General features: G+C 53.3%; 10 protein-coding genes. 4 read left to right on the forward strand and 6 right to left on the reverse strand.

Annotation, left to right across the window (positions count from 1 at the left end; all coding sequences use genetic code 11):
* Positions 1-24: 24 nt before the first annotated feature.
* From LA756_RS01150 to LA756_RS01170, 5 genes are all read right to left on the reverse strand, one after another.
* Positions 25-1,554 (reverse strand): SpoVR family protein, encoded by a 1,530-nt coding sequence (locus LA756_RS01150; RefSeq protein WP_224438051.1) that lies wholly within the window; start codon positions 1,552-1,554, stop codon positions 25-27.
* A 137-nt stretch (positions 1,555-1,691) separates the two neighbouring features.
* A complete protein-coding gene (locus tag LA756_RS01155; protein WP_224438052.1) occupies positions 1,692-1,892 on the reverse strand; it encodes a hypothetical protein in 201 nt (66 codons plus the stop codon).
* Between the two features lie 24 nt (positions 1,893-1,916).
* Complete coding sequence (locus LA756_RS01160; protein ID WP_224438053.1) at positions 1,917-3,020, reverse strand: DUF444 family protein; 1,104 nt, start codon at positions 3,018-3,020, stop codon at positions 1,917-1,919.
* Positions 3,021-3,199: 179 nt separating this feature from the next.
* A complete protein-coding gene (locus LA756_RS01165) occupies positions 3,200-5,254 on the reverse strand; it encodes a PrkA family serine protein kinase (RefSeq protein ID WP_224438054.1) in 2,055 nt (684 codons plus the stop codon).
* 717 nt (positions 5,255-5,971) lie between these two features.
* Positions 5,972-6,361: a response regulator transcription factor gene (locus LA756_RS01170; protein ID WP_224438055.1), complete on the reverse strand. Its 390-nt coding sequence runs from the start codon at positions 6,359-6,361 to the stop codon at positions 5,972-5,974.
* 776 nt (positions 6,362-7,137) lie between these two features.
* On the opposite strand from LA756_RS01170, the gene LA756_RS01175 reads away from it, so the two are divergent.
* From LA756_RS01175 to LA756_RS01190, 4 genes are all read left to right on the forward strand, one after another.
* Positions 7,138-8,049, forward strand: coding sequence for a DUF1559 domain-containing protein (locus tag LA756_RS01175; RefSeq protein WP_224438056.1), 912 nt, complete (start codon positions 7,138-7,140; stop codon positions 8,047-8,049).
* A gap of 122 nt (positions 8,050-8,171) precedes the next feature.
* On the forward strand, positions 8,172-8,573 hold the full coding sequence (locus LA756_RS01180) for a hypothetical protein (RefSeq protein WP_224438057.1): 402 nt from the start codon (positions 8,172-8,174) through the stop codon (positions 8,571-8,573).
* A 157-nt stretch (positions 8,574-8,730) separates the two neighbouring features.
* Positions 8,731-10,848, forward strand: coding sequence for a WD40 repeat domain-containing protein (locus LA756_RS01185; protein ID WP_224438058.1), 2,118 nt, complete (start codon positions 8,731-8,733; stop codon positions 10,846-10,848).
* Positions 10,849-10,969: 121 nt separating this feature from the next.
* On the forward strand, positions 10,970-11,692 hold the full coding sequence (locus LA756_RS01190; RefSeq protein ID WP_224438059.1) for a hypothetical protein: 723 nt from the start codon (positions 10,970-10,972) through the stop codon (positions 11,690-11,692).
* A 3-nt stretch (positions 11,693-11,695) separates the two neighbouring features.
* On the opposite strand, the gene LA756_RS01195 is transcribed toward LA756_RS01190, so the two are convergent.
* Positions 11,696-12,457, reverse strand: coding sequence for a DUF1080 domain-containing protein (locus LA756_RS01195; protein WP_224438060.1), 762 nt, complete (start codon positions 12,455-12,457; stop codon positions 11,696-11,698).
* Positions 12,458-12,464 lie beyond the last annotated feature (7 nt).

Here is a 12,464-nt window from a genome sequence, read left to right on the forward strand (position 1 = left end):
GCTGGCGATTGCGGGTTATTTGTTCTACGAATCGGTTTCCATTTTGGTGCATTCGTGGTGCGTCCCGTCCCAGCTCAAAAGCACTTCCTGCTCGTCGAGCACCGATTGAATATGGACCGGTCGCTTCCACAGGGTATACATGTTGGTCAACGTATCGCGGGCATAATCCATCTTCAGCTCTATCCCGTGATGGCGGTGCGTCAGCAACAGTTCGCCCCGGTTCTTGTAATTGCCATCCGTCACGAAGATCTCCGGCCGTCCCATGTTCGTCAGGCTGAACAGCAACTGCTGTTTCACTTTGGGGAACTCACGGCTTTCGATTTCGTAATACTCAGTCGAATCGTTGTAACCGAACTGAAACATCTTGTAGCGACGACAGAAGTCGAGCGTAAAGAATTCGTCGATGAACGTCAGGTCGTTATGAATCCGACGGACCTCGAAGATCTTCTCACGGCCTTGGCCGATTTCGGTGTTCCAGTTGCGGCGTGCCTCGAAATCGTCGCAGTCTTCATAATCCTGGCCGAAGCAGCCTCGATTCCAGCGGTCCTCGATATCGCGTAGCAGTTCCAAACCAAGCTTGTAAGGGTTCAATCGGGTTGGACTACTCGCGAGCGTGCCCGAGGTGTGATCGGCATAATTAATGACTTCCGATGCATGCAGTCCGTGCCGCGTCATGATGGTCGAATGCCAATAGGTGGCCCAACCTTCATTCATGATCTTGGTTTGTCCCTGCGGTGCGAAGTAATACGCTTCGTCACGAATCATTGACAGAACGTCGAGTTGCCATGGTCGGAGAGGGGCGTACTGCAGCAGGAACAGCATCACATCTTTCATCGGTTCGTCCGGAACCGGAATCGCTCGGGCTGGCCGCGGGGCTTCGTCATCCTCAGAAGGTTTCTTCCGCGGATTGATGAAGTTGTCCATATAACCCTTGGCCGGCAGTTTGAAACTGGGCGCCATTTCGGCCGGGGCATCATCGTCCGTGTTCGAGCTGAATTTGTATTTGTCGGCCCCTCGATATCGCTGGATGAATGGCGAGTGAATATCGATCAGGTCTTCAATGCTCAGACACGCATCGATAAAGTTCTCGACTTCGCTTACGCCGAAACGATTCATATAGCGACGAATGCGGTTGCCATGGTTCGCCATCTGATCGATCATCTTTCGGTCGGTCTGGCTGAACCATTGATTGCATTTGAAAAAGTCGCAGTGCCCATACACGTGAGCCATCACCAGCTTGTGATCGGCGTAGTGGTTGCTCGAAAGCAGATAGGCATAGCAAGGATTGTTGTTGATGACCAGTTCATAGATCTTCTGTAGGCCGTAGTGATATCCCTTCGATAGGCGTTCGAACTCCATCCCGAACCGCCAGTGCGGGTAACGAGTCGGGAAGCCACCCATCGCAGCAATCGCGTTCAGCTGCTCGACGTCAACCAGTTCAAAGATCGTGGGGAAGAAGTCCAAACCGTAATCGAGTGCATGTTGCTCGATTTCGATTTGCACTTCCGCCAGTTCTTCCGGCAGATTCGCGAAGCTTCGATGCGTAATGGGCATGGGGTTCCTCCCTGTGAATCCGGGACGTTTTCGACAAAGTGCCATGCCCTCTTCTTCGTGTGCACGTCGCTTGAAAAAACACGCCTACGAAGACGACGGCATGACCCCCGGTCTTTCTTTTCCAGCTGAGTAGACCGCTAATCCAACTCCTCGACGACGAACTTGTTTTCCGACAACGAACCGATCACATCCCACAGGCGTGGAAAGTCACGACGTAACTGCTTTTTGGCTCGCTCGATTGCTTCTGCGGCTGTTTGGCAGACAACGGTGATCTGGTTGTGTCCGACACGTACTAAGTAGGTGTGCGGAGCATCCGGATTGAAATCAGCGGTCGACATAGGGAAACACCTCAAGGGGGATGGTTACTTGCCTTTACCGAGGAACTGCTTGATCGAGTCGTAAATCGCATCCTTGTCTTCGATATGAGACAAGATCAGCTTCTCGTGGTTCTTGCCAAATTGGTTGACGAGCGATTTCATGTATTCGCCGCTGCCGTAAGGGCTTTCGACTTGGCCGTAGCAAAACAAGTTGCATGCTGGAATCAGGACCGAGTCGAGCATCTTCATGCAGTTGCGGTTGTCTTCGCCCCAGTTGTCGCCATCGGAAAATTGGAAGCAGTAAATGTTCCACTCCGACGTCGGGAACTCTTTCTCCAAGATCTGCTGGGCAACTTTATAGGCGGAACTAATCCGCGTGCCGCCACTTTCACGGGTGTGGTAAAATGTGTTCTCGTCGACTTCTTTCGCCCCGGCATCATGGATCACATAGCGACGTTCGACGCCTTTGTACTGACTTCGCAGCCACGTATCGATCCAGAACGCTTCGGTGCGAACGATCTCTTTCTGGTCGTCCGTCATCGAGCCCGAAACGTCCATGATGTAAATAATCGCAGCGTTTGCTTCTGGCTGCGGAATGCTTGTCCAGCTGCGATAACGTGTATCTTCGCGAACTGGAATGATGATCGGGTTCTTCGGGTTGTAAACGCCTGAGGCAATTTGCCGACGCAGTGCTTTCACATAGGTCCGGCGGAAGTGACGCAACGACTCTGGCCCGGTCGAGCGGATGCTGTCGTATCGATTTTTGTATTGAGAGATGTTGGCATCTCCCTTTGGCTCAATCTTAGGGAGCTCCAGTTCGTCTCCCAGCATTGCAGCCAGTTCTTCCAGCGGTACGTCAACTTCCAGGATATGACGACCTGCTTCGTTGCCTGCCTGACCGGCTCCGTCGCCATCGTCTCCCTTACCGACGGGGTCGCCGACGTCGCCATCGCCTTGGCCGACGCCCCCTTTGTTTTTTCCATACTTGAAGTGAGGTACATCCAAGCTGGGGACCGGAATGCTAACGAGATCCTTCCCCTTCCGGCCGATCATTTCGCCGTGGGTGATGTACTTCCGAAGATTATCACGAATCCGACCGCGAACGATCTCGCGGAAGCGGTGGACGTCGCGATCAATCTTCAAACCCATGGTACTTCTCCTTGCTTACGCTCCGAGGGTGAAGGTTACGCCAACAACGCTCGTGGAAGCGTCCCGTAGGCTTCGTGTGTCGCAGATCATGAAGCAACACTTGGCATCCGACACGCGGGTCCTACGGTGGGGATGCTATCCCCAGTTCCATACTTGGTTGTTACGTTGAGTGTGCTTACTTAGTCGGTCACATCCCCTCGGGCGAAGATGCTGGCGACGAAGCTGAGCACGTCCGTGGCGCTTTCGTCGTCGTAACCGTGATCGCGGATGAGTCGTTGTTTGACCACGTCAATCTTTTCCTGCGTCTCCTGATCGATGACGCTGGAAACGAGGCTCGTCAGCTTGATCGAGTCTTTCTGGTCTTCGAACAACTTCAGTTGGAGTGCTTTGTACAGACGCTCGTTGGTCTTGTAGTCAAACTTCTTGCCGTCGATCGACAATGCACCGATATAGTTCATGATCTCGCGGCGGAAATCATCTTTGCGGCTATCGGGAATGTCGATCTTCTCTTCGATCGAACGCATCAACCGTTCATCCGGCTCTTCGTATTGGCCGGTGAATTTATTCTTCACGCGTTCCCGCTGAGTGTACGCTTTGACGTTGTCGATGTAGTTGGCACACAGACGAGCCATCGCATCTTCGTCGGCGGCGATCGCACGCTGAACTTCGTTTTTGACGATGTTCTCGTACTCTTCCTTGACCACCTCGAGGAGCTGGCGGTAGTGCCCCCGCTGATCCTCGCTGGTGATCAAGGAATGGTTGCCGAGACCCGACTCGAGCTCGTTCAACACCATAAATGGGTTGATCGAAGTCGCGTCGGGATGTGCGACCAAGGCGTTGGAAATCTTGTCTTGCACATACCGCGGCGAGATCCCTTGCATCCCTTCGCGTGTGGCTTGCGATTTCAACTCTTTGATGTTTTCTTCGGTAAAGCCTGGCAGGCTTTTGCCGTCGTACAGTTTCAATTTCTGCAGGAGCGTCAAGCTGGCGTTCTTCGGTTCTTCCAGCCGTGTCAAAACGGCCCACATCGCCGCCATTTCAATCGTATGCGGTGCGATATGTTTCCCTTTGACTTTCTCGTTGTTGTAGTCCTTCTCGTAGATCTTCACTTCGTTGGAAAGCCGCGTGACGTACGGTACATCGATCTTGACGGTACGATCACGCAACGCTTCCATGAATTCGTTGTTCTGCAGTCGACGATATTCCGGCTCGTTCGTATGCCCGAGAATCACTTCGTCGATATCCGTTTGAGCGAACTTCTTCGGTTTAACTTTGTGTTCCTGGCTCGCACCTAACAGGTCGTACAAAAACGCCACGTCCAACTTCAGTACTTCGACAAACTCGATAATCCCGCGGTTGGCAACGTTGAACTCGCCGTCGAAATTGAACGCCCGCGGATCACTGTCGGTCCCATATTCGGCGATCTTGCGGTAGTTGATGTCGCCGGTCAGTTCGGTCGAGTCTTGGTTCTTCTCATCCTTCGGCTGGAACGTACCAATGCCGATGCGGTCTTTCTCGCTCAAGATCACACGGCGAACGCGGACATCTTGAATGACTTTGGTCCAATCCCCACCATGGCGAGCAAGGCTGTCCATGTAGTGGAACCGGCAGAAGGGGCAAAGCTCGCCGCTGATGTTGATCGGATAGTCGGCCAGCGCGCTCGATTCCTGGTACTGGGCGACAACGTCCCGGCGGAACTCTTCGGGGATCAAGTGCAGCGGCTCTTCGTTCATCGGGCACCAATGAATGGCCGCTGGATCGTCCGGGTTATCAGGATCGATCCAACCGAGCGAATAGACGGCACCTTCGTCGAGCGTCGAGTACCGTTCGATCCCTTTCTTCAACAGCCGAGCCATGGTGCTTTTGCTGCTTCCGACAGGGCCATGCAAAAGGAGCACACGCTTTTCGATACCGTAACCGTGGGCGGCACTTTTCAACGCGTTGACCAATTGGACTTGCGAGTCTTCCAGGCCAAAGATGCCATCCTTGCCGTGATCGAGAGGGTCGTCGAAGAAGCGGTAATGAACCTTTTTCTCGCGATTGACTTCGTACGTATCAACGCCGTACGAAAGAATCATGTCGTAACATCGCTGGAACGCGTTCCTGGTAATCGCGGGGTCTTTCGCGACCAGGTCGAGGTAATCCTCGAAGGTTCCTTGCCAGTTCTTTTTGCGGAACTGATCCAGATTCTGACGCTCTGCCAGAAACGAAACAATTTCTCGACCGCCGGCCATATGCTGATCCCTCCTGCGCTAAAGGAACCGAGTCCCACTCGGTGACCTGTGATTGGACAGAGTCCTGTTGGACATCGTCCGCAGCCAAGATCGTCAGCCAATCGAGGCTACGAAACTTAAAGGGGATAGGGCGTGGCGTCTTGTATGACGAATTCTGCGATTCTTGCCAAGTCGTATCTTTCCTGCTTATGCTTTCGACGTCCGCGCACGCGCACACACCATCTCGGAAAAATCAGGTGCCAAACGCCGAGCGCGATTGAGAAAGAACGTCGCGAAGAAAGAACAAATGGGAAGAATGCGAAACGGATCGGCTACAAGATCACTTTGCCTTCCCTTGTTTGAAGTATCGACCGAACTATCGAACTTAGCAATAGAAAAGATTGTCGTGCGTTCGCACCAAGGATCTCTTGTGAAAAATGGTACGAGTTGTAACGTGCTAAATTCGTTGAAGTTCCGCTCGGCAAGAAGCGCCGAAACGGGGGCCCGCATTTTTTTTCAAAATAGGGAAGATCGACAGACGGTGATGCACGCGAATTGGTGCTAGTGGGCAGACTTTGACCAGAAAACGAGCGATCGCGTGATGTAAGGCAACTTGCCGGCACTTGCCGAGGTAGGCATCGGTGCCGGAAGCTTTTCGCCGCTTAACACGTCCCCATTAAGCGGCTCTCCATGTCACGGCCACCATGTTCAATTGACGCGGCGTCCCGAGCTTTCTGTCTAACCAATCAGCTTCTGCACGGCGGTGATCAAGCGATCCATCGGGAACGGCTTGCGGATATAGTCGTCGACTCCAAGCATCTCGGCGTACGCTTTGTGGCGGTTGCCTTCGTTGCCGGTAACCATGATGACTTTCGTCGGAATTTTGTGCGTCTGACGCAGCTTTTCCAGAACCAGAAAACCGCTTCGCTTAGGCATCATCATGTCCAGAACGATCAAATCGGGATCGTCGCGTTCGGCAAGGGCCAGGCCTTGATTGCCATCGCGAGCGACCAGCACACGGTATCCCTTCGCTTCCAGGGCGAACCGCATTGTCTCGACGATTTCGGTATCGTCGTCCACCAGCAGAATGGTCTTATCCTCGGCCTTCTTGGCTTCCTGTTCGCTCATGCGGGCGGCTGCTTTGTGATTGGAGAGTTGTCGAGGGGGTTAAGTCGTTCAACGGTAATTTAATACAACTACTCGATTTAGCACCAAATCGCAACGGTAGGCGATTGATTTAGGCGGGACCGAAAGCGTAACTGAAATTCGCCAATCGTAACAGCCACTCCCTGCCTAACCACCTTAACGTGGGCTCAGTCGGGTGACCGAACTTTGGGAGTCCGCTGGGACAATTGCGACACGCACGACCCCGAAATACATGATTCGCGCAAGTGTCTTCAGGTTCACAAAGTGTCTCGGGATGATTGCGAATTGTTTTTCTTGGGTCGGTTTCCCGCGATCGAACATCCCGTTTCCGAGGCTTTGCTCGTCGCGAAATTGTTGAAAGACTCCTCCGTAATCTCCCCCAATATACAGCGACCTCATTAATGCTGAAGCGTAGCGTCCGATATCAGGCAGGTCTCGCCTACATCGACAACTCGAATAGTAGCCTGGAGATAAGGGCACGCCGTTCAAGTAAAGATTCTCAAGCAATATTCCCAACTTAGCGATCGCTTAGCCCTTAAAAATGGTGGGATAAAGCTGTTGGAAGGACGAGCGGATCTAAGCCACCTGATTTGACTGAAATGCGTAGAATGTCAACCAGTAACGGCGAGTCCCAGGCCCTTAGTCATGCCGTGAGGGTTTTGCATTTACAAATAGCAGGGTTCCGATATACTTAGCCGGCTTAGCGTTGCTAAGTATTCTCATTACTTATTAAAAGTCTTTCCCCTGGAACTCCATTTATGAAGAAGACGCGTCGTGGTTTTACGTTAGTAGAACTTCTTGTGGTTATCGCCATTATCGGCGTGCTGATCGCGTTGCTGCTGCCGGCCGTACAACAGGCCCGCGAAGCCGCACGTCGTATGCAATGCACAAACAACCTGAAGCAGATCGGTCTGGCTCTGCACAATTATCACGATACCTACAACGCATTGCCGGCCGCTTGGATCCGTCGTCATGGATCGAGCGACCCGAAATATGGTTGGGCATCGATGATTCTTCCGTTCATCGAACAGTCGAACCTTTACGATCAACTCGACCCTGGTCGCATTGCGTTGAAAGACCGCTTCAAGTCATCGGCAACCGCCACGGACAAAGCGTTGTTGCAAACGGTCATCGACGGCTATCGCTGCCCCAGCGACGTGACCGGCGATTTGAACGATAAAGACATCTTCGGTTCCGATCACTTCGATATCGCTACGGCCAACTACATTTGCAGCATCGGTGATGTTTCCGTGACCGGCGATATCGATGGCGGAGCCGTTTTCTATGGCAACAGCTATCTCGGATTCAAAGACATTACCGATGGCCTAAGCAACACGGCAATGATCGGCGAACGCGATGGTGGCAACTCGGAAGATACGAGTGTCAACTTCCGTGCGGCCGTTTGGGCTGGTGTTGGACGCGACAACAACAACGGTAGCGGCTTTGTGGGACGAACGACCGGACGAAGCAACTTCGTGATCAATTTCGATTACGGTGCCACCGGCGCAACGGCGAACCTTGGCAAAGGATTCTCCAGTCTCCATCCCGGCGGCGTCAACATGCTGTTAGGGGATGGCGCGGTTCGCTTCATTCCTGAAACCGCGAATCCAACCAATGTGGTGCGGCCACTAACGCTTCGCTCGGACGGAAAAACGATCGAACTGCCGTAGCGTTAATCGCTTGGAAAACGATGGCACCTGTCGTTTCGCGTTCACCGCGTGACAGGTGCCTTCTTATGGCCTGTCCCTTTTCTGCCCGCTCAGTCGTTTAACTTTCACACTACGCATTAAACATGAATATGAAGACGTTTCTTACTTTTCTAGCAACCTGTTTGTTGCTTTTCTCCGTTGTCGGTTGCAGCAGTGGGACGACTGGGGTGGTGACTGGCGTGGTAACGATCGACGGTGAGCCTGCCGATGGGATCGAAGTGATGTTCAGCCCGGTCGGGCACGATGGTGCTCCGGCAATGGGCTTTACCCGCGACGGGGGTAAGTTCCAACTCATGCAGGGCCGCGGCAATCGAAGCATCAGCGCCGGGAAGTACAAAGTCAGCGTCACTCGCTTGGCCGACGAAGAATCTGGCAAACCGTCCAAGGGGATCGCTCGTCAGTTCAAAACGCCAAACGATTCGCCTATCACCGAAGAAATCGTCCCCGGTAAAAACCAGATCGATATTCCCATCGCCAGCAAATAGGCGGTGGTAAAGACAAGGAATTGCGCCACGAAAACGTAAACCATCCTCTGGCGCTGTTCCACTTCTATTTCTATAAATTTGCGTCCCTGCCTCTTGTGGGGTATCTTGCACCGCTGAGGTTTGCGTTTCTTTGAACTCGTGGCGGCAGGGGCTTGGGATGGGGTTTCTATTGAATCGATGTCTGGCCACCGGGTTGGCGCTGCTGGGAATGCTGGCATCAGGCATGACGCTTGTGGCGGAGGAAAAGCCTTCCGCCAAGCAGTTTGTCGATACGTTTCAGCAGCGAATCGAAGAGCACCAACCGCTGAGGATCTTCATCCGCGCCAGAGCCACGATCCCGTATGAACACTGTTTCGTCCAGGCGATCTCGGATGACGGCAAGTATTTGGTCGCCGATGCCTACGAAAACCAAAAAAGCAAAACCATCTGTTGGGATGTCGACAAGGACCAACTGTTGTGGGAGTTGGATTCTGGCACAGTGTCGGCGTGTGCTTATTCTGGCGATGGAAAACACCTGCTCGTTGGCAAACTTGGTGGTTCGATCGATGTGCTGGATGCTGCCAACGGCGACAAGCTTTTCACGCACGATACGCTGGATAGTGGGATTTGCGGCGTCGGTTTCGCCGCGGACGAACGATTTATCTATGCCGTCGACAGCCAGGGGAATTCGTTTGTTGCCCCGTTAATGGAGAAAGCTACGGACATTCACCAAGTTGGTGTATCACTAGGAAGCAACAGCGTCCAAATGGCGGCGATCGACGACAACCGGTGGTGGAAAGTCATTCAACAGGGCCGCAAATTCAAGCACCTCATTCACGATGGCGACGCTCCGCCGCAAAAGTTCGAAACGCCTGGGAGTAATCCCGAATTTGGGACTTCCGAAGGAGATCTGGCAGCAGGCCCCGAAGGGATGGCCTGGGCAGAACGCGGAACGCTGGTCACCGCGCGGATCGACCCTGATCAGCCTGATCGCCTGCTACCTCATCAAGAGTTCGAGATCTCCGACCATGCCCCGATCGAGCGAGTTACTATCTCGCCGGAGAAATCGTACGCCTGGGTTTGGCAGTCAACTCACCTCGATGTTTTCGATATGGCCTCGGGGCAAGAGGTCAACTCAATTCGACTTCCGACAGTCGGACATCAGATGGGCAAGCCTATCTTGCACGGTTCAGGGCTAGCGATGATGTGTGAACTGAACGAGCTACAGAAATCGGTCCACCCTGCGGTTTGGCAGTTGGAAGGGGATGAAATCTCGGCTCTGGAGCTTACGCATCAAACGATCGTGCAGTGGCTGACTGACAATCGATTTGACGCCATCGAGGAATTGGCGGCGCGCTGGGATGGGCGGACCGACATCTTCTATACTAAGGTCAAGCAAGCCCCTAATCGTCAGATTGTCAATTGGATCAAAGAGTTTGACGAGCCTCACAAAGCGGATGAAACACGCGACAAGCTTTACGAGCTATGGGTGAAAAAGAACCCCGACCAGGCGCAGATTATGCGGATGGTTGTCTACGAACTGAAGCACGACGCAACGTTCGACAAGTTCGAGATCAAGGAGGTGATGCAAGAGGTCAAGGAAATCCAGGACCGTAGTTGGTGGTCTTACTTCTTCCCCAGTGAAAAGCAGCGGTCGCGAACCGACGAAATTCTGAAAACCAATCAGTTTCGGCAAGATGCGTGGAACGAGCTCATGGAGCCAATCTTCCAGCAGGAGCACATTCCCGCCGAGGCGTATTGGACGTTCATTCATGCCACCATTGGTAATAAGAAGCTGAAAAGTCAGGTCGATGCCAAAATGGAAAAAGCCCTGCGGCGGTGGCCTGAGTACTACCCCGTCTTCGCGTACGAAGCCCAGCACCGTGTTGTCAGTCGGAACAAACTGCCTGATTCGACAGTCAACGGATTTACGAAGAAGATTGCCGATCAAGCTGGCGGCGTGAAAGGGGACGTTCTGTATGCTCGAATGTTCCAGCGAACAGATATCAATCGTTACTTCACTTCGACACAGCCAGAGAGCGTGCCTGCCGATCGAGCCAGGGCGTTACGCGGTATGGTAACCATTGCTGAACAAACGGAAGATGTCGACGCGATGTCGTTTGGTATGGAGCTCGCCTCGCGATTAAACGATGAAGCGACAGCTCGCAAAATTGCCCGACGAATGCTATCGGTCGGTGCCTATCCGGCACGTTCCTACGACGCCGACGCCAACGGACAAATGATATGGAGAGTCGTGCACGAAGAAGAACGCCGCAAATTGAGCGAACAAGACTAGAGCAGTGGGGTGACTGTCCGCTGGTCGTCGACTTGATGTGCGTGTTGTTCTTCCGCGGGTTATTCTTCTTGACGCACATCGACTTCAGATGCCAATTCATCCCGTGTGTCCGGAGGTTGTGATGAAATGTTGGTTAGCTTGCTTCGCCCTAGCGGGCCTATTTTTCGCGTCGACTCTTTCAGCCGCCGAACGTAAGCCGCTGAAAGAGGTGAATGTCGCGTTGATGATGCGTGAATGCGAATTGCTTCCTGCCACGAATCGTGATCCGGACGGTCGCTACATCGGCAAAGCGTTTTGGATCCCGCACGCCTATTGGCAAGTAATCTTCGCCAAAAACGAAACGATGCCTGACAAAGAACGCCAAGACGCATTGAAACAGCTCGATGGCGTGTTCTTGGTAGGGCTTCTATTAGGCGAGCACCAGCCTGCCCCGAATCCCACCCAGTTCTACGATCGAGAAGAGATCCTGAAAGGCTTCAAGATCTCTGTGATCGATACGCAGGGAAAGCGGAAGATGCTTTCCATCACGGAAAAAACGAACCCGTTTATCGATTTCGTTTTGAAGAACATGCGACCAATGGTCGAAGGAACGATCGGCGAGGCCGGCAAGCATCTCGAGATTGTGGTCATCGACAATCGTAACCCGGATGGCTCGCCCATTATCGATGCCTACGAGCCTGGGCGAATCGACATCCGTATGGTTCGAGAGAGCGGCCAGAATGTGGATAGCTACGCGGAGCTTCCCATGAACTCTTTGTACGTACCGCGGAAATGTCCCAACGGTCGCGACGCGGACATCTCTTGGAAGTTTTGCCCTTGGACAGGACAACGCCTCCCTGAATAACACTTACTTCGCGCCTTCGTACACAATCGCCTTTTCGTCGAGAGGCTTGATCCACACGTTGCGGAACTCGACCGCGTTATCGTGATCTTGCAGAAAGACAGGCCCGACCGACGTTTCTTTCTGGTGCTCCCAGATTGCTTTCAGGTAATCAGTCGTGTTGTAGCGGTAAGGGTGATATTTGGAACGTGGTTCACCGAGCTTCGTTTCGTCTTGCACCTTCTGACCGTTAAGCCACGCGGTGATGCTTCCTTCTTCAGTAATCTTGCCATTCTCGTCACGGCGTGGGGCTCGATAGCGGATGTCGTACACTTGCCATTCGCCTGGCCCTTTGCCAGCATTTACCATCGCCGGGGCGAAACCGTAGACGGCGCCGATGTCGCCTTGGTCGAGCTTTTCCTTGCCGACCGAATTGATGATCTGCAGTTCGTAGTTGCCATGAATGTAGATACCGCTGTTGCCGCTTCCTTTCTTGGGAAGCTTGAACTCAGCATGAATGTCGGCGTCGCGGAAGAATGTCTTCGAGACGATATGATTCGAGCGACCTTCCCCGCGTGTCGAAGTGGCCACGCCTTCTTCCAGCGGCCAATCGATCGCTTCGCCATGCTTGTTGAGGAAGTCGTTGGTCGTCTCGTCCAGCAAAACGATCGCCCCTTCCGGCGGAGCCACCGGCATCTCGGATTGGTTCGGCTGGAAGTCGTCGGCAATGCAGACGCCAGCAACCAGCAGCAAAGTGGAACAAGCCAATAGAGTTCGCGTCGTGGGCATGAGATTC

The organism is Bremerella sp. TYQ1 (assembly GCF_020150455.1).
Taxonomy (GTDB): domain Bacteria; phylum Planctomycetota; class Planctomycetia; order Pirellulales; family Pirellulaceae; genus Bremerella; species Bremerella volcania_A.

Coding starts and splice junctions, on each gene's coding strand:
- LA756_RS01155 (WP_224438052.1), bottom strand. CDS start 1,892: ATGTCGACCGCTGATTTCAATCCGGATGCTCCGCACACCTACTTAGTA.
- LA756_RS01170 (WP_224438055.1), bottom strand. CDS start 6,361: ATGAGCGAACAGGAAGCCAAGAAGGCCGAGGATAAGACCATTCTGCTG.
- LA756_RS01165 (WP_224438054.1), bottom strand. CDS start 5,254: ATGGCCGGCGGTCGAGAAATTGTTTCGTTTCTGGCAGAGCGTCAGAAT.
- LA756_RS01160 (WP_224438053.1), bottom strand. CDS start 3,020: ATGGGTTTGAAGATTGATCGCGACGTCCACCGCTTCCGCGAGATCGTT.
- LA756_RS01190 (WP_224438059.1), top strand. CDS start 10,970: ATGAAATGTTGGTTAGCTTGCTTCGCCCTAGCGGGCCTATTTTTCGCG.
- LA756_RS01185 (WP_224438058.1), top strand. CDS start 8,731: ATGGGGTTTCTATTGAATCGATGTCTGGCCACCGGGTTGGCGCTGCTG.
- LA756_RS01180 (WP_224438057.1), top strand. CDS start 8,172: ATGAATATGAAGACGTTTCTTACTTTTCTAGCAACCTGTTTGTTGCTT.
- LA756_RS01150 (WP_224438051.1), bottom strand. CDS start 1,554: ATGCCCATTACGCATCGAAGCTTCGCGAATCTGCCGGAAGAACTGGCG.
- LA756_RS01195 (WP_224438060.1), bottom strand. CDS start 12,457: ATGCCCACGACGCGAACTCTATTGGCTTGTTCCACTTTGCTGCTGGTT.
- LA756_RS01175 (WP_224438056.1), top strand. CDS start 7,138: ATGAAGAAGACGCGTCGTGGTTTTACGTTAGTAGAACTTCTTGTGGTT.